Genomic DNA, 21,980 nt, shown 5'->3' with positions numbered 1-21,980 from the left:
CCCTCCGAGTCGCCGACGCCCCCAAATTCGCGTTCGGACCGGGGACGCGTTGGCTCGTGTCGGCGGGCGTCATCGCTCACAGTCGGCGTAGCGTCGAACGTGCAGCCGATCGATCGAAGCGGGCGGGGTTGCGGCGACGGAGCCAGCAGTGCAGACATACGCTGGCTAGTGGTCCGCATCCGACGGACGCCGCGGTACCACGGTCGGCCCCTCCGGGCCGAAGCCCACGTCGGCCTCGACGCCGAACACCTCCTCCAGCAACTCTCCCGTCACGACTTCGTCGGGCGGTCCCCATTCGTAGGGCGTCCCGTCGCGCAACGCGATGAGGTTGTCCGCGAAGCGGGCGGCCTGTCCGATGTCGTGGAGGACGACACAGACGGTGACACCGTGGTCCTCGTTGAGTTCGCGGACCGCCTCCAGTACCCGGAGTTGGTGGTGGAGGTCGAGGAACGTCGTCGGTTCGTCGAGGAGGAGCGCCTCCGTCTCCTGTGCGAGCGTCATCGCGAGCCACGCCAACTGCGCTTGCCCGCCCGAGAGGTCGCCCACCTGTCGGTCCGCGAGATGGGTGACGCCGACGCGGTCGAGGGCACGGTCGACCGCGCGGTAGTCTTCCTCGCGCATCCCCTCGAAGAATCCGCGATGGGGGTACCGACCGTGCGTCGCCAGTTCTCGCACCGTCGTCGACTCCGGGGCAGTGTGCTCCTGTGAGAGGAGGCCGAGGCGACGCGCGAGTTCGGTCGTCCCGTACGACTCCACGTCGCTGCCGTCGAAGGCGACGACGCCCCGGTCGGGCGTCAGTTCCGCGTTCATCGCCTTCAGCAGCGTCGACTTCCCGCTCCCGTTCGGCCCGACCAGCGCGGTTATCTCGCCGGCCGGAATCTCCAGTCGCTCGGTCTCGACCACCGGGTCGCCGCCGTAGCCGAGGGCGACGTCTTCGATGGACAGCGGCGGCGACGACTCGGCGGCCGCCGTGTCTGCGCCGTCCGTCGGCTCCGACGTCTTGTCGTCGGAACTCATAGCGAACCGATCCCCTCCTGTTTACGCATTAGATATAGGAAGTACGGCCCGCCGATGAGGCCGGTGACGATACCAACCGGGAGTTGAGCGGGCGAGAGCGCGAGGCGGGCGCCCACGTCGGCGAGGGTGACGAGCGCCGGGCCAGCGAACACGCACGCGACGACGAGGCGCTTGTAGTCGGAGCCGACGAGTTGCCGCACCATGTGCGGGACTATGAGGCCGACGAAGCCGACGATACCCGCGACGGCGATGGCCGTTCCCGCCGCGAGAACGGCGACGCCCGAGAGGGCGAATCGAACTCGCTCGACTGACATCCCAAGCGACCTGGCAGTGCGTTCGCCCAGAAGGAGGACGTTCAACTGCCGCGCACCGACGAGCGTGAGCGGGACGGCCACGAGCGTCCACGGGAGGCCCATCCGCACCTGCTCCCAGTCGACGCCGGTGAGCGATCCGGTCGTCCACGCGAGCGCCGACTGCACGACGCCGAGGTCGTCTGCGAAGAAGAACAGCGCCGTCTGGATCGACCCGAACACCGTCGAGACGATGACGCCCGCGAGGACGAGTCGAACGGGGTTCGTCCCGCCCTGCCACGAGATGGCGTACACGAGGAGGAACGCCACCGCGCCGCCGCCCGCGGCCACCAGCGGAAGAAACGCCGCCAGTCCGGTGAATACGATGAGTGAGAGGAGGATGGCCAGCCCCGCCCCCGCGGAGACGCCGAGGATGAACGGCGACGCGAGTTCGTTGCGGGTGACGGCCTGAAACACCGCACCAGAGACGGCGAGGTTCGCGCCGACGATGACGCCGACGATGACGCGAGGCATCCGTATCTGCCAGACGATGAGCGTCTCTTTGGGCAGGTCCACCGCCGCCGTCGAGACGCCGAGCGCCCCCGCGACCGCGGTTCCCAGCCCCTCGCCGAGGAACAGTCGCAGGAGCACCTGCGGGTTCGTCCACACGAGCGGATCGAACACCGCCGCCCACGCCGTTCCGATAGACATCGTGAACGCCCCGAAACTCACCTGGACGAGCCCCGAAGCGACGACGACGAGCGTACTCACGACTGCGACCGTGACCAGCGACGAGTCGACCCACGACAGCGGCTGCTCCACGTCCGCCGCCCCGGTGGTGGTCTCACTCGCCACGGCGCGTCCCCTCGTATTGCATACGTTTTAGGCCACCCTAATTCCTGAAAAGCGTGTCGAACCACCGTCGGGCGGACGCCTGCCTCGCGACCGGGCTCCCGTCCAGCGTTCCCCCGAACGCTTACCCCCTCTCCGTCGTATCCGGATGTATGGACGAGCTCGTCGTCTCGACGGACGTGTACGTCGCCCCCGAGGAGGCGTACGAGTTCCTCTTAGACTTCCCCCGGTACGAGCGCTACACGGAGTATCTCGACCGAGTCTCGCGCACCCACGGTGACGGCGGGCCGGGGTCGCGGTACGCGCTCCGGTTCGCGTGGTGGAAACTCACCTACACGGCGCGCTCGGAGGTGACGGAGGTGGAGCCACCCACCCGCATCGACTGGCGCATCCTGAAGGACATCCGCGCCCACGGCGCGTGGGTTATCGACCCGTACGAGGAGTTGCCCGCGAACGCGCCCGCTGACGCCACGGAGGCGTGCCGGGTGACGCTCGAGATCAACTTCGACGCCGACACCGCAGACTCCTCGTCGGTGTCGCTCCCACCGCTCGTGTCGTTCGGGTGGGTGCTCGACAAGGTGAAAGGTCTCGTCACCGAGGAAGCCGAGCGGGTCGTTCGCCGGGCCGTCGAGGACTTGGAGGGAAGAGAGCGAGCGGTCACACTCGACGTGCGCAACGACTCCGACGCGTTGTAACCGGCGTCGGCACGACTCCGGAACGCTCATTTCGCTCGGTCGTGGACTCCGGTGCATGACAGAGGTGGCTCCGCCGTGCGAGTCGTGATCATCGGCGCGGGACAGGTCGGTGAGAGCATCGCGGCGGACCTCGACGGGAGCCACGAGGTCGTCATCGTCGAACAGGACGCCGAGCGGTGTGAGGAACTCACCTACTCGCTGGACGTACTCACCATCAACGGCGACGGCACCGCCGTCTCGACGCTGGAGGACGCCGGCGTCGCGGACGCCGACCTGGTGGTGGCCTCGACGGACGACGACGAGACGAATATCGTCGCGTGTTCGACCGTGAAAGCCGTCAGCGACACGTTCACCGTCGCCCGCATCAAGAACACCGAGTACCTCCGGACGTGGGAACGCTCGCAGTCGGCGTTCGGTATCGACTTCATGGTGTGTACGAACCTGCTCACCGCCGAGTCTATCGTCCGCGTCATCGGCCTCCCGGCCGCCCGCGACGTGGACCCGTTCGCTGACGGAAAGGTGCAGATGGCGGAGTTCGAGGTGAGCGAGGCGAGCCCAATCGCGGGCCTCACCGTCAGCGAGGCCGACCGCTTCGACTCGCTGACGTTCGCAGCCCTCCTGCGCGACGACGAGGTCGTCATCCCTCGTGGTGAGACGGTGATCGAAGCTGGCGACAAGGCGGTCGTCATCGGCTCTCCGGGCAGCGTCCGCGGCTTCGCCGCCGACGTCGCCCCCGAGGAGCACGTCGGCACAAACGAGGAAGTCGTCATTGTCGGCGGCTCCGAAATCGGCTATCACACGGCCCGCCTCCTCGGCGAGCGCGGGTTCACCCCACGCCTCATCGAACGAGACGAACAGCGGGCGCGCGACTTGGCAGAGGAACTCCCCGACTCGTTCGTGATGCAGTCGGACGCGACCGACGTGGGCTTTCTCGAACGCGAACGCATCGGCGACGCCGACGTGATGATCGCCGCACTCGACTCCGACGAGAAGAACCTCCTGTCGTGTCTGCTCGCGCGACGACTCGGCATCGAGCGAACCGTCGCCGTCGTCGACCAGACGGCGTACGTCGACCTGTTCGAGACGGTCGGCATCGACGTCGGGGTCAGTCCGCGTGCGGTCGTCGCCGAGGAGATTTCGCGGTTCACCCGCGAGGGCGGCGCGGAGAACGTCGCACTCATCGAAGACGACCGCGCAGAGGTGCTGGAAGTCGAGGTGACCGAGGAGTCGCTGCTCGCGAATCGGCCGATCAGCGAGTCGATTCAGGACTTCCCGAACTGTCTGGTGATCGGTGCGATCACCCGAAACAACGAACTCGTCACGCCGCGCGGTGACACCGTCATCCGCCCGGGCGACCACGTCGTCGTCTTCTTCGAGACGAGCGTCGTCGACGAAGTGACGCAGAAACTCTGATCCGGGAGCGGCCCGTTCGTAGCCCGCGCTTCGACGCCGCGGCTTACTCTACCGTCAGCGTCTGCTCGGGCATCCCGCCCAGCATCGCGCCGAACGCCGTCTCGTATCCTTCGTGGCGAGCGACCTGCGGCCACACCGTCGGCGTCAGCGTCAGGTCGTCACCCGACTCGACGCTCGCGCCGTCGAGCGCCGCGCCGTAGTGGTACGAGAGGTCGGGGTCGAGCGTACGGACGAGTTCGCCCGAGAACACCGCTTCGCCGTCGCGCGTGTGCGTCGCCTCCAGCCCCATCGCGGGGATGAGCATTCGGTTGTATGGCGTCCGCGCCGACACCACGAGATACGGCCCCGGTGTGTCGATTCCGTCGGGCGACTCGTCGAGGACGGTCGCGACGAGGACCGCGTCGTTGCTGTTCACCTCGCCGAGGACGGTCCCTTGGAGGTCTTCGACGGCAGGCGCAGTCGCGTCGGGAACCATCGACATCTCCATCGGACTGACCGCCGCGCGTTCGCCCGCGTCGTCGAGCGTCTCGAACGATATCTCGTCGCGCGCCGACTGACTGTACTCCATCTCGACGGGGATGCTCGCCGGGTCCGTGAAGCGGTCGCGGAACGCCCCCGTCCGCCGCGTCCTGACGCCGCCGACCGAGACGGTGACGGTGTAGGTGCCGTCGCCGTCCAACGGGAAGTTGCCGCCGTAGTGGAAGCCCATCGGTTGCGACAGCATCGGGTAGATGACCTCCTGCGAGACGAGCGAGTCGTCTTTCGTCACCTCGACCGACAGGCCAGTCTCGGGGAGGACCTGTCCCGTCTCGGGGTCCCAGACGCTCGCCATCAGGTGGACGTCGTCGTCGTCACCGATGTCGGTACGCTCGACCGACTCGCCGTTGACGTTCCAGAAGCGATGCGCGTACGAGTAGAAGACGCCGACCTGATAGTCGCCCGCCTTCCCCATCCCGCCCATGTTCATCCCCTCGATGTGACTCGGGATGTACACTCCATCTGGTCGGTCCTCGACGACCGGCGGCGCCCGAGCGGAACTACTGGAGGTGAGTTCGAAGCCGAGACATCCGGAGAGGCCACCGAGTCCGGCGGCCGTCCCCCCCGCGACTGCACCGCGGAGGAACGTTCGTCTATCCATATCGGGGCAGAAGGGTTCGATACGTGAGGGACTTCTGGTACGCCCGTCGAACGGGGGAACAGGAACGTCGTTCCCCGCACGCTCACCCTATCCGGCGTCGCCGCTCGGCGTCGGGAGCGCCCGCAGCGACCGCGGCGGCACGAGGAAGTAGCCGCGGTGTCGCAGGAAGATGTACTCGAGGATGCCGTTGTTCACTCGCTGGCGAACCGCGGGCGTCGCCTCCGTCGCGTCGACGCCGTTCATCGCGCGGCGGACGGCCTCGAACTGGTCGATAGAGCGCTGCAGCGACGGGAAGTGCAGGCTCGCGATGTCGTCGTCGGCCGACTCGAAGTGGCGGCGCAAGAGGAGCGGGTTCCCCTCGGTGTCGCGGTTAGCGCGGGCGGCCTTCTGTGCGTGCCCGACACGGCCGTACTCCTTCGCGTCGGCCACCACGTCGTCAGCGAACTGATCGATGTCGGAGTCGTCGCCGAGGTTCGCGCCGATACCCTCGACGAGTCCCTCGGCTGCGTGGCCGGGGGAGAACATCTCCATCACCTGCTGGTCGAACGTCTGCTCGCCGTACCAGTCGTCCAGTCGCTGTCGCCAGTTGCCGACGGACTTCGTCGTCCCCTCGGCGAACGGTCCCTCGCCGATGGCGACGTAGTCTTCGGTCGCCTGGTTCCCGCGAAAGCCCGCGACGAACCCCATAAACAGCGGCGAGTCCTCGGGGATGGGGTTCGGGTCGGGGACGCCCGCCAGTTCGTCGCCCTTCTCGTGGGGGATGCCCGCGCCCATGAACCCCGTCCGGCGGTCGTCGACAGTGACGGCGTCGGTGAGCGCCGACGGGAACGTCACGCCGTTCGCCTCCGTCGCCTCCCCCGTGAGCGCCTGTTCGGCAGCGAGGAGCGCGTCCGGTCGGTCGGAGCCGAGATGCACGAGCAGGTCTTGCGTGTCGAACTCGGGCGTCTCGTAGTCAGCCAACGGCGTCGGCTGTGGGAGTGACACGTCGTCGGGGACTGCCAGCGGGTCGTCGAACCGCTCGAAGTACGTCGGCGAGTACGCGACCGAGTGCAGCAGTCCCTCGTGGCTCCACTCGTACGCGCGGTCGAGCGCGTCGAACGCCCCGGCGACGGCCTCGCGGTCGGCCGCCGATGGTGGTCCGTCGCCGGGGAGCGTGCAGTACAACAGCGTCTGGTGACGCGGCAGTTGCCAGTTGCCTGCGTCGTCGGTCGGCACGTGGTCGTTCCACGCGAACTGCCGTTCCGGGTGTGCCTCGGGACCGCCACCGGTCGGGACCGGGTCCGCTCCCGAGAAGCGGTCGACACAGGCGGCGAGTCCGGTCGCACCACCGACGGCGACTGCGGCCTTCAACGCGTCACGACGACTGAGGCCGTCGTCTCGGAGTCGGTCTGCCTGGTCGGCGTCCGCGTCGTCCATACCACGGTGTAGTCTCGTCACGGCCAAGGGGGTTGTGGTGTGGCCGTCGAACGCCGTGACCCCGGTTGTGTGGTGGGAATCCACCGTCGGCAGGGTCGACGGGGTCGGCGGCATCGGCGGCGTCGACGCCGGTTAGTCGAGAAACGAGTCGACGAGTCGGGTAAAGCGGTCGAGAAGCCGGTCCGGGACGGACGGCTCGACGCGTGCAAGCGACTGTGCGGCCGCCTCGGGGTCGGTCAGCGCGAGCGTCACCCGACCACGACTGTCCCTGCGCTTCTGGACGACGTCCGCGTCGACGAGGGCGTCGAGGTGCCACTCCAGCGTGCTTCGTGCGACACCGATCTGTTCGGCGACGGCGTTCGGAGTTGCGGGGCCGTCGAGGAGTTCGACCACGGCGTCGCGAGCAGTCTCCCGACGAAACAGCGCCACGCGCGTCCGCTCCTCGGGGTCGAAGTCGATGGGGAAGTAGTGCGTCCGCCCGGAGACCGACTCGGCGACGACGCGGTCTGCCCGCGTGAGGCGTCGGAGGTGGTACTGCGCCTGTCCCGGTGCGAGGTCGAGTCGCCGGACGAGTTCGTTGAAGTGGAGTCCCGGGTGTGACCCGACGTACGCGGCCAGTCGGTCCCGGGTCGAGAGGGAGTCGTCGGTCACGACGACGCCTCCACGGTCGTCGACCGGGCGTAGTACACTGCGCCGATGACGAGGCCGGCCATCACCACGTCGAGGAGGTGTTCGCCGAAGTGGTGTGCCGCCGGCCCGACGACGCCGAGCGCGGTTCCGGCCGCCAGCCCAGCCCGCACGGTGAGCGTGCCTAGCGCGAGTGCGATGAGCAGATACGAGCGGGAGCGTCGCCGGAGAAACGCCGCGAGTCCAAGTCCGAGTAGCCCCGCACCGGCGATGCCGCCGACGGCGACGACGACGGCGTACGCCACGCCCTGGAGGTCCGACGCGAGGTGGAGGACGCTGTCCATAGCCCGGCTAGTCTGCCGGTCGACTTCACGCTTCCGTGCGGCGGCGGCCTCGCGTCGTGGAACGGTAAGTTCAACTTGAACGCGGTCGGTCGCTTCGAGAGTGAACCTCCGCGTCGAGTATCGGGCGAGTCTGAGTCTCGTTGGGACCGTCGTGCGGTATCTCTCGGTCCCGTTGCTCGCGCCGTTGGTCGTCTCGCTGTACTACGGTGAGTCGGTCGCCCCGTTCGTCGTCACCATCCTCGTAGCGCTGGTCGCTGGGACCGCTCTGAACCGTCTCGACCCAGACCCCGATATGGGCGCCCGTGAGGGCTTCCTGATGGTCGCAGTGACGTGGCTCGCCGTGGGTCTCGTCGGTGCCATCCCGTATCTCGTCGAGGCACACGGCGTCCCTGGTATCGTCGCCGCGCCGCATCCGCAGTCGACACTCGCCAATCCCGTCAACGCCCTCTTCGAGGCGATGTCCGGCTTCACGACGACTGGGGCGACCGTCCTCGGCGACATCTCCTTCCAGACGCACTCCCGCGGGATTATGCTGTGGCGGCAACTGAGTCAGTGGCTCGGCGGGATGGGTATCGTCGTCCTCGCCGTCGCCATCCTCCCGGAACTGTCGGTTGGAGGAGCGCAGTTGATGGACGCGGAGGCCCCCGGCCCCGGCATCGAGAAACTCACCCCGCGGATCGCAGAGACCGCGCGCGTCCTCTGGGGCGTGTACGCCGGCCTGACGGCGCTGGAAATCGTCTTGCTGTACGGCCTCCACGTCGCCGGACCGCTGCTCGGGATGCCCGAACTCGCGCCGAACATGACGCTGTACAACGCCGTCGCCCACGGCTTGACGACGATGCCGACCGGCGGCTTCTCGCCCGAGGCACGCTCTATCGAGGCGTTCTCCGCGGCCGTCCAGTGGGTCATCGTCCCGTTCATGGTCGCCGCCGGTGTCAACTTCGCTCTCTTCTGGGGCGTCATCACCGGTCAGCCCGGTAAGATGCTCCGCGACGTCGAGTTCCGCGCGTACTTCGGCGTCCTCGGCGTGTTGACGGCCATCCTCACGGCCCTGTTGTTCGGTGGAACGTTCGTCTCGGCGGTCCCCGAGGGCCAGTCGACGTTCGACGCCGCATACCTCGCGATGGTGTCGGGCGAGTTGACCGGGAGTCTCGAACCCTCGCTGCGACACGCCGTCTTCCAGACGGTCGCGTTGGTGACGACGACGGGGTACGCCAGCATCGACTTCAACACGTGGGCACCGGCCGCGCAGTTCGTCCTCCTGTTCGCGATGTTCATCGGTGGCTCGGCCGGGTCGACCGGCGGGGGGATCAAGGTGATTCGCTGGGTCGTGATCATCAAGTCGCTCCGCCGCGAACTGTTCACGACCGCCCACCCCGACGCGGTTCGCCCAGTTCGACTCAACGGCCGTGCGCTCGACGAACGCGGCGTTCGCGGTATCTTCGCGTTCACACTCTTGTACATCGTGTTGGTGTTCGTCTCGGCGGTGCTGTTGTTCCTCGACAGCCTCCGCGTCGAGACGACGTTCACCGTCCTCGAAGTGTTCAGCGCCGCCGCGACGACGCTCGGGAACGTCGGACCTGGGTTCGGCATCATCGGGCCAATGGGCGGCTACCTCGCCTTCAGCGACGTGAGCACGCTGTTTATGGTGTTTCTGATGTGGATCGGTCGCCTGGAGATCATTCCCGTCCTCGTCTGCCTGACGCCGGAGTACTGGCGGCGCTGACCGCTCGTCCCCGTTCTCTGGTCACTGACGCGACGAGCGCCGCCCGCGATAGCCCACGTAGCCGAGGCCCCCTAACGCGAGGGCGACGAACAACAAGAGGCCGATGAACAACCACCCGGGATCCGTCAGGACGACCGACCAGAGGAGGTCGGCGCCGGTGATCAAATACGGGACGACGAGGAGTGCGATCACGATCCGCTGGCGTCGCTCGACCGAGTCGAGTCTGGACTGGAGGGAGTCGTCCATCGAGTCACGATGAAAAACGGAGTCGAATAGCAGTTAGGGTCGATTCGGGTCTCGGGAGCGACCTACTGCGACTGCTCGACGGCGCTGGCCGCACGGATGGCGACCGCCTCGCCGAACGCCGGGCCGACGAACTGCATCCCGACCGGAAGGCCGTCCGACTCGCCGGCAGGCACCGAGATGGCCGGGAGGTTCGCGAGATTCACCGGGACGGTGTTGGCGTCCATCAGATACAGCGAAAGCGGGTCGTCGAGGCTCTCACCGCGCTTGGGCGGGAGGACGGGCATCGTCGGCGTCGCGAGGACGTCGGCCTCCGAGAGCGCCTCGTCGAAGTCCTGCTTCACCCAGGCGCGAGCGTCCTGCGCCTTCTTGTAGTACTTGTCGTGGTAGCCCGCAGAGAGCGCGTACGTCCCCAACAGGACACGGCGCTTGACCTCGTCGCCGAAGCCCTCCTCGCGGGAGCGAGCGAACGAGTCGTTCCAGTTGCCCTCGCCGCCGTCGACGCCGTAGCGGACGCCGTCGAAGCGTGCGAGGTTCGAGGAGGCCTCGGACATCGCGATGACGTAGTACGCCTGCACTGCGTGTTCGACGGAGGGGAGCGACACGTCGACCGTCTCGACGCCCTGTGCCTCCAGGTCCGCGATGGCGTCCTCGAACACCGCGATCACCTCGTCGTCGGCGCCCTCGACCAGTTCGGTCGGGATACCGACGGTGAGACCGTCGACGTCGCCGTCGGCGGCGTCGGCGTACGTCGTCGCCTCCGCGGGATGGGTGTCGTCGCCACCCTCGGCGGCGTCGTAGCGCGTCGTCGCGTCGTGCGGGTCGGGGCCGGCGATGACGTCGAGCAGCGTCGCGGCATCCTCGACGGTGTTCGCGAGCGGTCCGATCTGTTCTAAGGAGTTTGCGTACGCGACGAGGCCGTACCGCGACACCAGACCGTACGTCGGCTTGATGCCGACGACGCCGCAGAACGCGGCGGGGTTGCGGACGGAGCCACCCGTGTCGGAGCCAAGCGCCACGTCGGCCTCACCCGCGGCGACGGCCGCCGCAGAGCCACCCGAGGAGCCACCGGGGACACGTTCGGGGTCGACGGGATTCTTCGTCGGCCCGAACGCAGAGGTTTCGGTCGTGCCGCCCATCCCGAACTCGTCCATGTTGGTCTTGCCGACCAGCGTCGCGCCCGCGTCGCTGACGCGTTCGACCACGGTCGCGTCGTACGGCGGGACGTAGTCGTCGAGCATCGCAGAGCCACAGGTGGTGCGGATGCCCTTCGTGGAGATGTTGTCCTTCACCGCGAGCGTCATCCCGGTCAACGGACCATCGGCGTCGCTGTCGACGCGTTCGCGGGTGAGGAAGACGTTGAGGTCGTCGGCGCTCATGAGACCTTCGGGCCCTTGAAGAAGCCCGCCTCCGTCTCGGGCGCGTTCGCGAGCGCCTCCTCCTGCGAGAGGCCCTCACGGACCTCGTCGGCGCGCATCACGTTCACGAGGTCTGGTTCGTCCTCGACTTCCGGCACCTCGTCGAGGGCCGCGAAGTAGTCGAGGACGTCCGCGAACTGTGTCGCGAACGTCTCCGCTTCTTCGTCGTCGAGGTCGACCCGGGCGAGGTCCGCGACGTGGCGGACCTCGTTGGGGTCGACGGCGTCTGCGTCGCTCCCCTCGTCGGTCGCTGTCATATGCGAGCGGTGCCGCGGACACCGAGTAAGGGTTTCGATACCCCGGACCCGGAGAACCCGTGACAGAGACGATCAAAATCGTGGTATCATTACACACATATTTTGCTCTAACTGAAACCGTCCATTTAGGTGTGTAGAGCAGTCGAACCGCGGCCACAGTCCCGACCGATCACCCCCGTCGCCGTCGTGTAGATTTTCCGTTGAATTCGATCGAAATTCGCCACCAGATATAAGAGGTTCACAGCCCTGTAATTGGTACAGAGAACCCGGTCGGAGCCGTTTCTCCGACAGCCGTTCCCAGAACCCAACAATGAGTGAAAACGTCCGAAGTTACACGGACGAGCGGCCGCGAACCGACACCGCGAGGACGGACGAGTCGACGTCCGAATCCGAACGTGAAGAACTCGACTGTCCGGAGTGTGGCGGGCAGGTCGTGAGCGACTCCGAACGGGGTGAGACGGTCTGTCGAGACTGCGGTCTCGTCGTCGAGGAGAACGAGATCGACCGCGGCCCCGAGTGGCGAGCGTTCGACTCCAAGGAGAAAGACGAGAAGTCCCGCGTCGGCGCCCCGACGACGAATATGATGCACGACAAGGGGCTGTCGACGAACATCGGCTGGCAGAACAAAGACGCCTACGGCAACCAACTGTCCGGCCGTCAGCGCGAGAAGATGCAGCGTCTGCGGACGTGGAACGAGCGGTTCCGCACGCGCGACTCCAAAGAGCGCAATCTGAAGCAGGCGCTCGGTGAGATCGACCGGATGGCCTCCGCACTCGGCCTTCCGGACAACGTCCGCGAGACCGCCTCCGTCATCTACCGCCGCGCACTCGACGACGACCTCCTGCCGGGGCGCTCCATCGAGGGCGTCGCGACGTCGAGCCTGTACGCCGCCGCGCGACAGGCGGGAACGCCACGGAGTCTCGACGAGATTGCGAACGTCTCCCGCGTGGAGAAAGACGAGATCGCCCGGACGTATCGCTACGTCGTCCGCGAACTCAAACTGGAGATCCAGCCCGCGGACCCGGAGAGCTACGTGCCGCGGTTCGCCTCGGATCTGGACCTCTCCGACGAGTCCGAACGGCGTGCTCGAAAGCTCCTCCAGACGGCGAAACAAGAGGGCATTCACTCGGGCAAGTCGCCGGTCGGTCTCGCGGCCGCCGCGGTCTACGCGGCCTCGCTGCTCACCAACGAGAAGGTGACGCAGAGCGAGGTCAGCGAGGTGGCGAACATCTCGGAGGTCACCATTCGAAACCGCTACCACGAACTGCTGGAAGCCGAAGAGCAGGTCCAACTCGGCTGACGCGGTCGTCGTCGTTCGTCCACGGCCACCCACGTTTCCCGTTTCGTAACGTCGAAGCCACCCACCCCCCAGCCTGGGGTATGGAGACGACACGCCACTTCACCGCGACCGTCTACCTCGTCAACGACGGTGCGACGGCGTTGCACCGACACCCGCGACTGGGTATTCGCATCCCGCCAGGCGGCCACGTCGACCGCGACGAACTCCCGCACGAAGCGGGCCTTCGGGAGGCACGAGAGGAGACCGGCCTCGACCCGACGCTCGTCGACGACACCGACGAAGTCGACGCCCCCGCGGGCGAGACGCTGCCGACGCCGCGACACACGATGTTGTACGACATCAACGTCCACGAGGACGGAAGGGTGGGCCACCAGCACATCGACTCGGTGTTCTTCGCACACGTCGACTCCCGCGACATCGACCCCGACGGCGACGACGAGGTGGATGCCGCGAAGTGGGACTGGTACACGCCGACGGAACTGCGCGAGAGTAGCGTCGACAGCGACACCGTTCAGATCGGCATCGAGGCCATCGAGACGGTCAGAGCGGCGATCGAACCCGCGCGGCGCGACTGACGAACATTTATGACTGAATCCGGGACCAGACAGCGGTATCGACTATCGGTTCCGGGCGTCGCTCAGCGGTCGTGCGACAGTGCGCCGTCCGGCGGCGGGCCCGACCCACTGTCGCCTGTTCGCACCGAGTGAGCGACGCGAGAGCCACCGACCGTTCAACGCTCGTCGGGCGGGAGGTACTCCAGATCGCACAGCGACGCCACGTACCGCCCCACGTGGTCGTCCATCCGGCGTTTGAATCCAGCCTGTCGCGCGAGGCGGTCGAGTTCGCGGGAGACGTAGGTGCCGTACTGGACGGCCTTCTTGTCTGCCGTCCGGACGGACTCGGGGACGACGCCTGCCGCGGCCGCGCGTAAGGCCACCTTCCGCTCGCCGTCCGCGACCAGGAGGTCATCCGGGATCGACAGCGCCGCCTCGACGACCCGGTCGTGGAGCAGCGGCGCGACGGGGTCGACACCGGCCGCTCGAAGCGTTAGCACGTCTCGTTCGAGTTGTGCGGGGAGCGTCAGCATCGTCTCGCGTCGTGCGCCGCGGACGGTGTCGGCATCGACGCGGTGGTCGTCTGCTGGGTCGACTACCTTCGCGTACCCGCCGAACAGTTCGTCCGCACCCTGTCCGACAGCGAGACGGTCGTGACCGTCGGCGGCCGCGCGTTCTGCGACCAGATACAGCGGGAGTGCGATGGAGAGATCCATCGGATTGCGCCGTCCCGTGGCCGCGACGAGTTCCGGTACTGCCCGCGTGAGGTCGTCGTGCGACAACTCCACCACCGTCAGGTCCCGATCCATCGCGTCGGCGGCCCTGCGAGCGGCCTCGACGTCGTGTGCGCCCTCGAACCCGGCGACGTACAGCGGTGCGTCGGGAACGCCGGCGGCGACGACCGCCGAGTCGACACCGCCGGAGAACGCCACCGCTAGCCCTTCGGGGTCGACCGCGCGGGTTCGCTCGCGAACCGCACTCGTGACGCGGTCGAGCGCCTCGCTGCTCGGAGCCGGATCGGGATCGGGGAGCGTCCAGACGCGGCGTTCGCCGTCGTCGTCGCGGACGGTCCCAGCGGGGAGCGACCGAGGCGCAGTGAGTTCGGTCGGGTCGAAATTCCAGCCGTCCGTCTCGTCGTCGACGAATATCGGTCGTCGCCCGAGGACGTCACGGACGAGGACGCCGTCCACGGCGCCCGCGAAGCCGTCGGTCCCGGGAAACGGGTCGCCCGACTTCAGCGCCGCACGCACGGTCTCGGCGTCGACACCGTCGAGCGTCGCGCCGTCTGCGGGGGCGAACGCCATCAGAGGAAGTCGGCTACGCGCCGACCGATCCGTCGTTTCGCGCCGCCGGCGGCCTGCCGGAAGGAGATGTGCCACGGCGTGCGCTTGCCGACGACGCTGGTTCGACCGTCGCGAATCGCGTCGAGAATCGCGTCGACCGAGCGGTCGGCGGCACCGACCTCTGTGATGGCCTGTCCGACCATCTCCGAGATGTGCGCGTCGCTGCCGGCGGTCATCGGGACGCCGCGGTCGACGGCGAACGACTCCGCCTGTCGGTTCGAGCGACCGGTGAGCAGGCGCGAGTTGTACACCTCGATGGCGTCGGCGCTGGCGAGTTGGTCCTCCGTGATGTGCGGGGCGACGCCGTGGCGCGACTTCTGGAACGGGTGCGGGACGACCGAGAGGCCGCCCTGATCGCGGATGCGGTCGAGCGTCTCGTCGAAACTGAGCCCCGGCGGGATGGCCTCCTCGATACCGAACGCGAGGACGTGGCCTGCAGCACTCGTCACCTCCATTCCTGAAATCCCGACGAGGCCGTAGTCGTCGGCCATCGCTGCGGCCTCCAGGCTCGCGTCGATTTCGTCGTGGTCCGTGACGGCGAGTGCGTCGAGGCCGACGGCGGCCGCCTGTTCGAGCAGCATATCGACCGGGTCGCGGCCGTCGTGCGAAAGTGCGGAGTGACTGTGCAGCTCGACCGAAAGCACGACCGTCGGTAGACCCGGCCTGATAAAAAGAACCCCGGTCGACCGACGCCGAGAATACGCACGAATGTGCACATAGAAAGCCATTTGACCGGCCAGGATGACCGCACACGTGAATGCCCCTCGCCGACGCGGACCGCGACCTGGTGGAGGCGGAACTCGGACGGGAACCCACCCGTGCGGAGGCCGCACTGTTCGAGAATCTCTGGAGCGAACACTGTGCGTATCGCTCGTCACGCCCCCTGCTGTCGGCGTTCGACAGCGAGAGCGACGACGTCGTCATCGGCCCCGGCGACGACGCCGCAGTCGTTGCCTTAGACGACGAGACGTACGCGACGCTCGGTATCGAGAGCCACAACCACCCTTCCTACGTCGACCCGTTCGACGGCGCGGCCACCGGCGTCGGCGGCATCGTCCGCGACACGATGTCGATGGGCGCGTACCCCATCGCCTTGGCCGATTCGCTGTACTTCGGCGACTTCGACCGCGAACACTCGAAGTACCTGTTCGAGGGCGTCGTCGAGGGAATCAGCCACTACGGCAACTGTATCGGTGTCCCCACGGTCGCCGGGTCGGTCGCATTCAACGACGGCTACGAGGGCAATCCGCTCGTCAACGTCGCCTGCGTCGGCCTGACGACGCCCGACCGCCTCGTCACGGCGACCGCCGAGACGCCCGGGAACAAGTTGGTCCTCGTCGGCAACGCGACCGGTCGCGACGGCCTCGGCGGGGCTTCCTTCGCCTCTGAGGACCTCGCGGAAGACGCCGAGACCGAAGACCGGCCCGCCGTGCAGGTGGGCGACCCCTACGCAGAGAAGCGACTCATTGAGTGCAACGAGTCGCTCGTCGACGAGGGACTGCTCGTCGCCGCCAGGGACCTCGGTGCGGCCGGACTGGGTGGCGCCTCCTCGGAACTCGTCGCGAAGGGTGGTCTCGGCGCACAGATCCAACTCGACCGTGTCCACCAGCGCGAACCGAATATGAACGCGATGGAGATCCTCCTCGCGGAGAGTCAAGAGCGGATGGTGTACGAGGTTCGCCCGGAGGACACCGACCGCGTCGCGGAACTCGCCGACCGCTTCGACCTGGGCTGTTCGGTCATCGGCGAAGTGACCGACGGCAACTACGTCTGCACGTTCGAGGGCGAGACGGTCGTCGACGCGCCCGCCGAGTACCTCGCGGACGGCGCGCCGATGAACGACCTTGCTCGCGAGGAACCGACCCAACCCGACCGCGACCTGCCCGACGCCGACCTCGCGGCCGTGTTCGAAGCCGTCGTCGGCCATCCCAACACGGCGAGCAAGCGCTGGGTGTACCGACAGTACGACCACGAGGTCGGCGTCCGAACCTCGATGCTCCCCGGCGACGACGCCGCAGTGATGGCGATTCGAGAGGCACAGACGGAGTCGGGCGACCCGCTTGGACTCGCCATCTCCTCGGGCGCGGAGCCACGCTGGACGGCCGCCGCGCCGTACGACGGCGCTCGCGCGGTCGCACTGGAGAACGTCACTAACCTCGCGGCGAAGGGGGCAACGGCGCTCGCAGCGGTCGACTGTCTCAACGGCGGCAACCCCGAGAAGCCGGACGTGTACGGTGGCTTCGCCGCGGCCGTCGACGGCCTCGCGGAGATGTGTGCGGACCTCTCTGTGCCGGTCGTCGGCGGCAACGTCTCGCTGTACAACGACAGCGAGGCAGGTCCCGTCCCACCGACGCCGACGCTGGCGGTCATCGGCACGAAGGCCGGCTTCTCCGCACCGCCCGCGTCGCTGTCGGGCGAGGGAACCCTGCTCCACGTCGGCGCGCCCGGCGGTGCGCTTGGCGGGTCCGAGTATCTCGCGCAGGCGGGCGGCACGGACCGCTTCCCCGACCTGCCGGAGAACGCGCCCGCAGTCGTGGAGACGCTCGCGTCAGTCGCTGACGACGACGCGACGCTGGCGGTCCACGACGTGAGCCACGGTGGTCTCGCGGTGACGCTCGCGGAACTGATCACGGCAGATACGGGCGCAGAGGTGGCCGTTGAGGACGCGATCTCGCTGTTCGACGAGACGCCCGGCCGCGCGGTCGTCGAGACGACCGACCCCGACGCGGTTCGTGCGGCCTTCGACGGCGTCGCGCCGGTCGAGGAACTCGGGACGGCGACCGACGATGGGACGCTCTCGCTGACGGTCGGCGACGAGACGCTCGCGTACGACGCGGGGGCCGTCCGCGACCTCCGCTCGGTCATCGAGCGCGAACTCGACTGAGTCGAGCAAGCGCTCGGCAGAGAGTGTGCCAGAAGAACCGTTTGAAGCGTGAGTTGCTGTGGACGAACCAGAACGCGGCAGGGTTGTCGCGTCGACGACCCTGCGTGTTCGTCGTCCCTTACAGGACGAGCGGCAGGCCGAACGCGATGGCGATGCCGACGAGGGCGATGACGGCGCCGGTGACTGCCTGCCCGGTCGTCACGTCCTGCATCGGCGAAGTAACGCGCTCGTAGTCGAACTCCTTGTAGTGGTCGTGGTCGTGGTGGTCGGCCATACGCCTCGGTCGGGCGGCGCGCGGCAAAAAAACACCTATCCGGCCGGCGCCTGTGCGCCAAGATATGACTGTAGAGCGACGGACCTGGTGGAAGGAGGCAACCGTCTACCAGGTTTACCCGCGGAGTTTCGCCGACGGCGACGGCGACGGCGTTGGCGACCTCGCTGGCCTGGCCGACCGTGCCGACTACCTCGACGACCTGGGCGTCGACGCGGTGTGGCTCAACCCGGTGTACGAGTCGCCGATGGCGGACAACGGCTACGACGTAGCCGACTATCGCGCCATCGACGACACGTTCGGGACTATGGACGACTGGCGGCGCGTCCGCGACGCCCTCCACGACCGCGACATCCGCCTCGTGATGGACTTCGTCCCGAACCACACCTCCGACGAACACGAGTGGTTCGAGATCTCGCGCCGCCGCGGCGCGACGGCTGACTGGTATCACTGGGCCGACGGCGTCGACGCCGCCGACGCGTCGTGGAGCAGCGAGCGAGGGCCAGACGGTGAGGCTCCGCCGAACAACTGGCAGTCCTTTTTCGGCGGCCCCGCGTGGTCGTACGACGACGAACGCGAGCAGTGGTACCTCCACCTGTTCGACCCCAAACAGCCCGACCTGAACTGGGAGAACCCGGCGGTCCGCGAGGCCGTCGCCGACGAGATGCAGTTCTGGCTCGACGAGGGTATCGACGGCTTCCGCCTCGACGTGGTGAACCTGCTCTCGAAGCCCGCAGGCTACCCGAACGGCGAGCAGTCGGACCCGTTCAACGGCACGCTCCGTCTCGTCCCGAACGGCCCGCGAATCCACGAGTACGTCTCGGAACTCGCCGAGGAGGTGTTCGACGACGAGCGACTGCTCACCGTCGGCGAGTGCATCGGGGAGCCGTCGGTCGAGGAGGCCGCCGAGTACGTCGGCCCCGACGGGGACGGCCTCAGTATGATCTTCCACTTCGACCACGTCGGCATCGGACGCGGCGAGCGTCTGTGGGAGCGCGAGGAGTGGTCGCTGACAGACCTCAAGGAGACGTTCGATCGCTGGCAGGAGGGGTTGTACGGTCGCGGCTGGAACAGCCTCTACTTCAACAACCACGACCAACCCCGCGTCGTCTCCCGATTCGGCGACGACGACGAGTACCGTCGGGAGTCGGCGACGTGTATCGCCACGCTCCTGCACACGCTCCGCGGGACGCCGTACGTGTACCAGGGCGAGGAACTCGGGATGAGTAATCCCACGTTCGAGTCGCTCTCGGAGTTCCGCGACGTGGAGACGGTTCGGACGGTGGAGAACGCTCTCGCGGCGGGCGAGGTGTCGTCGTTCGAGGCGATCAAAGACGGACTCAACGCCCACAGTCGCGACACGAGTCGGACGCCGATGCAGTGGACGACCGGCGAACACGCCGGGTTCACCGACGGCGACCCGTGGATCCGACTCCACGAGGACCACGACGAGGTCAACGTCGAACGCCAACGTGGCGACCCCGACTCGGCGTGGCACTACTACCGTCGACTGATCGACGTTCGCGACGACCACCCGGTGCTCGTGTACGGGGAGTACGAGAACCACACGCCCGAGGACGAACGTGTGTGGGCGTACACCCGGACGCTCGACGACGCTAACACCGCGACGGACACCGCGGCCGACGCCAACCACGACCGCGCGTTCGTCGCCCTCAACTGGAGCGGTGACAGGGTTGATGTGACACCACCACAGGCCGTCGCGGGCGCGGATACGACGCTGGAACTGTCGAACTACGGCGAGACGCCGTCGCCGGGTGCCGTCGAATCGTACACCGCCCGACCGTGGGAGGCGCGAGTGTACCTGCTGAAGTGACCCACGAGGCCGGTCGTCGCTCCCGAACGGCTAAGTGGCGCCCGTGAGCGCCGTTCGAGTGTGCTCCCCGATACGACTTCGTTCCTCCTCCATCGCGTCCGACGTGTCGCACGCCGCAACGAGTACGTCGCGGAAGGCATCTGGTGGACGATATTCGCGTGTTACGCCGTGGTCGTCGCGAGCATCGGTCTCGGCGGCGTCGTCGGCGGGGTGTACCTCTACCTCCGGTACGGATTCCCGATGATCGCCGCTCGCGTCGGCCCGATGGCGCAGGCGGTAGTCGGCCTCGCGTATGTGTTCATCTTGTTCGTCGTTCTCCACTCGATTGTCGGCCGAATCCGCGATTGGCTGTACGGCGGCGGTACGCAGGCAGGGTGGAAGCAGTGACTGGGTCGCTCGGGCGACGCGGGCGTCGACAGGCGAAACCGTGAAACCCCACTCGCGGCTATCGCCGGTATGACTCTCACGAAGCGGATCATCCCGTGTATCGACGTCGACCTCGACGACGACGGGAACGCCGCCGTCTACACCGGCGTCAACTTCGAGAACCTGGAGTACTCCGGCGACCCCGTCGAGATGGCGAAGAAGTACAACGAGGCGGGAGCCGACGAGTTCGTGTTCTTGGACATCACCGCCAGCGCCGAGGGCCGCGAGACGATGCTCGATACGGTCCGAGCAGTCGCCGACGAGTGTTTCATCCCCCTCACCGTCGGCGGCGGCATCCGTACGAAAGCCGATATCAAAGAGACGCTTCGCGCCGGTGCGGACAAGGTGTCAATCAACTCCGGGGCCATCGCAAACCCCGAGTTGATCACCGAGGGTGCAGACGCATTCGGCAGTCAGTGTATCGTCATCTCGGTCGACGCCCGCCGCCGCTTCGACGACGAGGGCGACCACTACGTCACGCTCGATGACGGGCGCGAGTGCTGGTTCGAGTGTACCGTCAAGGGCGGGCGCGAAGGAACCGGCATCGACGTGGTGACGTGGGCGAAAGAGGCCGAAGAACGCGGCGCGGGCGAGTTGTTCGTCAACTCCATCGACGCCGACGGCACGAAAGACGGCTACGACATCCCGCTGACGAAGGCCGTCTGTGACGCCGTGTCGACGCCGGTCATCGCCTCGTCTGGCTGTGGTAGTCCCGAACACATGCGTGAGGTGTTCGTCGACGCGAACGCCGACGCCGGCCTCGCCGCCTCCATCTTCCACTTCGACGAGTACGGCATCGACGAGGTGAAGCAGTATCTCGCGGACCACGACGTCCCCGTTCGGCTGTAAGGCCGGGTCGTCTTCCCCCACTGTTGCACCTCGCGCTTCCTCGGCGAGGCGCGGCGCGGACACACCCGGTGAACGTTGATACGTCGAGCCGATGACTGACTAGTGTGACCACCGACTCCGACAGCGACATCGACGCCGAGGCGTACGCCGACGAGATTCGAGAGCAACGAGCACAGAAAGACGAGTTCTTCGTGGAGCACCCGCGCTCGCCGATTCCGCAGGCGACCCGCGCGGACTTCACGGGACTGCGGTACTTCGACCCCGACCCCGGCTACCGGTTCGAGGTCCACCTCCACGAACACGACGACCCCGAGGAGATAACGGTCGAGACGACGCAAGACGGCGCGCGGACGTACCACGACGTGGGCGAGTTCCGCTTCACCGTCGACGGCGAGGACGTGACGCTCCACGCGTTCCAAGCCCCCGGCGACGAGTATCGCCTGTGGGTCCCGTTCCGTGACGCCACGAGTGGCGAGGAGACGTATCCCGCCGGGCGGTATCTCGACCTCGAAGACCCCGACGACCGCACTGACGACGGCGCGTGGATCCTCGATTTCAACGAGGCGTACAGTCCGTTCTGCGCGTACGCCGACGCCTACGAGTGCCCGCTGGTCCCGATGGACAACTGGCTAGACGTGGCGATTCGCGCGGGCGAGAAACAGCCCGAATTGTAACCGAACCGCGCGCTTACGCTTCGGCGGCGTCGGCGTCCGCGAACGCGGCCTCGATGTCGTCGTACAGTTCTTTGAGATTCGCAGAGACGCCGTTCGCAGCCTCAGCGAGGGCGTCGAGTGGGTCGAGGCCGTCTTCAGTCTTGACAGAGAGGATCGGCTCCGTCTGACCACCCGACTGCTCGGGGTTCATGTCGTACGTCGCGGCGGCGACTCCCTCCGTCTCGAGGAGTTGGCCCTTGAGGACGTTCATGAACGTGTGGTCCTCGCCCGCGATCTCGATGCGGAGTTCCTCGTCCGTCTTCTCGATGACGCGAAGTTCCATTACGGCTGATTTCGCCCGAGGCGTGTTTCAAGCTTGTGTTCGGGAGACGTGCGAGGCCGAACGAAGTGAGGCCTCGGAGCGACCCGT

General features: G+C 67.3%; 23 protein-coding genes. 10 read left to right on the top strand and 13 right to left on the bottom strand.

Annotated elements, in window-relative coordinates; all coding sequences use genetic code 11:
* Nucleotides 1–165: 165 nt before the first annotated feature.
* Both P0D77_RS11285 and P0D77_RS11280 read right to left on the bottom strand, forming a co-directional pair.
* The gene (locus P0D77_RS11285) at nt 166–1,017 is read right to left on the bottom strand and encodes an ABC transporter ATP-binding protein (RefSeq protein WP_277553173.1); all 852 of its coding nucleotides are present in this window, start codon (nt 1,015–1,017) and stop codon (nt 166–168) included.
* Nucleotides 1,014–2,162 (bottom strand): FecCD family ABC transporter permease, encoded by a 1,149-nt coding sequence (locus P0D77_RS11280; protein WP_277553172.1) that lies wholly within the window; start codon nt 2,160–2,162, stop codon nt 1,014–1,016. Before P0D77_RS11280 ends, P0D77_RS11285 begins: the two co-directional genes overlap by 4 nt.
* Nucleotides 2,163–2,311: 149 nt before the next feature.
* Here P0D77_RS11280 and P0D77_RS11275 point away from each other — a divergent pair, with 149 nt between their 5' ends.
* Together P0D77_RS11275 and trkA are read left to right on the top strand one after the other, a co-directional pair.
* Entirely contained in the window at nt 2,312–2,854 is a 543-nt protein-coding gene (locus P0D77_RS11275) for an SRPBCC family protein (protein ID WP_277553171.1), read from the top strand.
* Nucleotides 2,855–2,929: 75 nt separating this feature from the next.
* Nucleotides 2,930–4,267 carry a Trk system potassium transporter TrkA gene (gene trkA / locus P0D77_RS11270; RefSeq protein ID WP_277553170.1) on the top strand — a complete coding sequence of 446 codons (1,338 nt, stop codon included), beginning with the start codon at nt 2,930–2,932 and terminating at the stop codon, nt 4,265–4,267.
* Between the two features lie 43 nt (nt 4,268–4,310).
* Here the strand turns inward: trkA and P0D77_RS11265 are convergent, their stop codons facing one another.
* The 4 genes from P0D77_RS11265 to P0D77_RS11250 form a co-directional block, all read right to left on the bottom strand.
* Nucleotides 4,311–5,405: an iron transporter gene (locus P0D77_RS11265; protein ID WP_277553169.1), complete on the bottom strand. Its 1,095-nt coding sequence runs from the start codon at nt 5,403–5,405 to the stop codon at nt 4,311–4,313.
* Nucleotides 5,406–5,492: 87 nt separating this feature from the next.
* Nucleotides 5,493–6,821, bottom strand: a complete 1,329-nt coding sequence (locus tag P0D77_RS11260) for a DUF7405 family protein (RefSeq protein ID WP_277553168.1) — start codon at nt 6,819–6,821, stop codon at nt 5,493–5,495.
* 132 nt (nt 6,822–6,953) lie between these two features.
* On the bottom strand, nt 6,954–7,472 hold the full coding sequence (locus P0D77_RS11255; protein ID WP_277553167.1) for a winged helix-turn-helix transcriptional regulator: 519 nt from the start codon (nt 7,470–7,472) through the stop codon (nt 6,954–6,956).
* Entirely contained in the window at nt 7,469–7,792 is a 324-nt protein-coding gene (locus tag P0D77_RS11250) for a DUF7471 family protein (RefSeq protein WP_277553166.1), read from the bottom strand. The genes P0D77_RS11255 and P0D77_RS11250 overlap by 4 nt, the downstream gene beginning before the upstream one ends.
* Before the next feature lie 100 nt (nt 7,793–7,892).
* Here P0D77_RS11250 and P0D77_RS11245 point away from each other — a divergent pair, with 100 nt between their 5' ends.
* Nucleotides 7,893–9,518, top strand: coding sequence for a TrkH family potassium uptake protein (locus tag P0D77_RS11245; RefSeq protein ID WP_277553165.1), 1,626 nt, complete (start codon nt 7,893–7,895; stop codon nt 9,516–9,518).
* Nucleotides 9,519–9,539: 21 nt separating this feature from the next.
* Here the strand turns inward: P0D77_RS11245 and P0D77_RS11240 are convergent, their stop codons facing one another.
* From P0D77_RS11240 to gatC, 3 genes are all read right to left on the bottom strand, one after another.
* Entirely contained in the window at nt 9,540–9,764 is a 225-nt protein-coding gene (locus P0D77_RS11240; protein ID WP_277553164.1) for a hypothetical protein, read from the bottom strand.
* A gap of 62 nt (nt 9,765–9,826) precedes the next feature.
* On the bottom strand, nt 9,827–11,140 hold the full coding sequence (gatA, locus tag P0D77_RS11235) for an Asp-tRNA(Asn)/Glu-tRNA(Gln) amidotransferase subunit GatA (protein WP_277553163.1): 1,314 nt from the start codon (nt 11,138–11,140) through the stop codon (nt 9,827–9,829).
* A complete protein-coding gene (gatC, locus tag P0D77_RS11230) occupies nt 11,137–11,436 on the bottom strand; it encodes an Asp-tRNA(Asn)/Glu-tRNA(Gln) amidotransferase subunit GatC (RefSeq protein WP_277553162.1) in 300 nt (99 codons plus the stop codon). The genes gatA and gatC overlap by 4 nt, the downstream gene beginning before the upstream one ends.
* A 310-nt stretch (nt 11,437–11,746) precedes the next feature.
* On the opposite strand from gatC, the gene P0D77_RS11225 reads away from it, so the two are divergent.
* Nucleotides 11,747–12,736, top strand: coding sequence for a transcription initiation factor IIB (locus P0D77_RS11225; RefSeq protein ID WP_277553161.1), 990 nt, complete (start codon nt 11,747–11,749; stop codon nt 12,734–12,736).
* An 80-nt stretch (nt 12,737–12,816) separates the two neighbouring features.
* Nucleotides 12,817–13,311 (top strand): NUDIX hydrolase, encoded by a 495-nt coding sequence (locus P0D77_RS11220; protein WP_277553160.1) that lies wholly within the window; start codon nt 12,817–12,819, stop codon nt 13,309–13,311.
* Nucleotides 13,312–13,466: 155 nt separating this feature from the next.
* Here the strand turns inward: P0D77_RS11220 and P0D77_RS11215 are convergent, their stop codons facing one another.
* Together P0D77_RS11215 and P0D77_RS11210 are read right to left on the bottom strand one after the other, a co-directional pair.
* Nucleotides 13,467–14,594, bottom strand: coding sequence for an asparagine synthase C-terminal domain-containing protein (locus tag P0D77_RS11215; protein ID WP_277553159.1), 1,128 nt, complete (start codon nt 14,592–14,594; stop codon nt 13,467–13,469).
* On the bottom strand, nt 14,594–15,277 hold the full coding sequence (locus P0D77_RS11210) for a PHP domain-containing protein (protein WP_277553158.1): 684 nt from the start codon (nt 15,275–15,277) through the stop codon (nt 14,594–14,596). Before P0D77_RS11210 ends, P0D77_RS11215 begins: the two co-directional genes overlap by 1 nt.
* A 113-nt stretch (nt 15,278–15,390) precedes the next feature.
* Here P0D77_RS11210 and purL point away from each other — a divergent pair, with 113 nt between their 5' ends.
* On the top strand, nt 15,391–17,517 hold the full coding sequence (gene purL, locus P0D77_RS11205) for a phosphoribosylformylglycinamidine synthase subunit PurL (RefSeq protein WP_277553157.1): 2,127 nt from the start codon (nt 15,391–15,393) through the stop codon (nt 17,515–17,517).
* A 118-nt stretch (nt 17,518–17,635) separates the two neighbouring features.
* Here purL and P0D77_RS11200 read toward each other — a convergent pair whose 3' ends face one another.
* Complete coding sequence (locus tag P0D77_RS11200; protein ID WP_277553156.1) at nt 17,636–17,791, bottom strand: DUF7550 family protein; 156 nt, start codon at nt 17,789–17,791, stop codon at nt 17,636–17,638.
* 64 nt (nt 17,792–17,855) lie between these two features.
* Between P0D77_RS11200 and P0D77_RS11195 the strand changes: the two genes are divergently transcribed.
* From P0D77_RS11195 to P0D77_RS11180, 4 genes are all read left to right on the top strand, one after another.
* Nucleotides 17,856–19,622 (top strand): alpha-glucosidase, encoded by a 1,767-nt coding sequence (locus P0D77_RS11195; protein WP_277553155.1) that lies wholly within the window; start codon nt 17,856–17,858, stop codon nt 19,620–19,622.
* A gap of 60 nt (nt 19,623–19,682) precedes the next feature.
* Complete coding sequence (locus tag P0D77_RS11190; protein ID WP_277553154.1) at nt 19,683–20,009, top strand: hypothetical protein; 327 nt, start codon at nt 19,683–19,685, stop codon at nt 20,007–20,009.
* A gap of 69 nt (nt 20,010–20,078) precedes the next feature.
* Nucleotides 20,079–20,897, top strand: a complete 819-nt coding sequence (gene hisF, locus P0D77_RS11185; RefSeq protein ID WP_277553153.1) for an imidazole glycerol phosphate synthase subunit HisF — start codon at nt 20,079–20,081, stop codon at nt 20,895–20,897.
* Between the two features lie 95 nt (nt 20,898–20,992).
* Nucleotides 20,993–21,571 (top strand): DUF1684 domain-containing protein, encoded by a 579-nt coding sequence (locus tag P0D77_RS11180; protein WP_432764846.1) that lies wholly within the window; start codon nt 20,993–20,995, stop codon nt 21,569–21,571.
* A 13-nt stretch (nt 21,572–21,584) separates the two neighbouring features.
* Here P0D77_RS11180 and P0D77_RS11175 read toward each other — a convergent pair whose 3' ends face one another.
* The gene (locus P0D77_RS11175) at nt 21,585–21,893 is read right to left on the bottom strand and encodes a DNA-directed RNA polymerase subunit L (RefSeq protein WP_277553152.1); all 309 of its coding nucleotides are present in this window, start codon (nt 21,891–21,893) and stop codon (nt 21,585–21,587) included.
* Nucleotides 21,894–21,980: the final 87 nt, after the last annotated feature.

Source organism: Halobaculum limi, assembly GCF_029490015.1.
In the GTDB taxonomy this organism is placed as follows: domain Archaea; phylum Halobacteriota; class Halobacteria; order Halobacteriales; family Haloferacaceae; genus Halobaculum; species Halobaculum limi.
The sequence above is the reverse complement of the archived record's forward strand: the minus strand, read 5'-3'. Positions and strand labels throughout refer to the sequence as shown.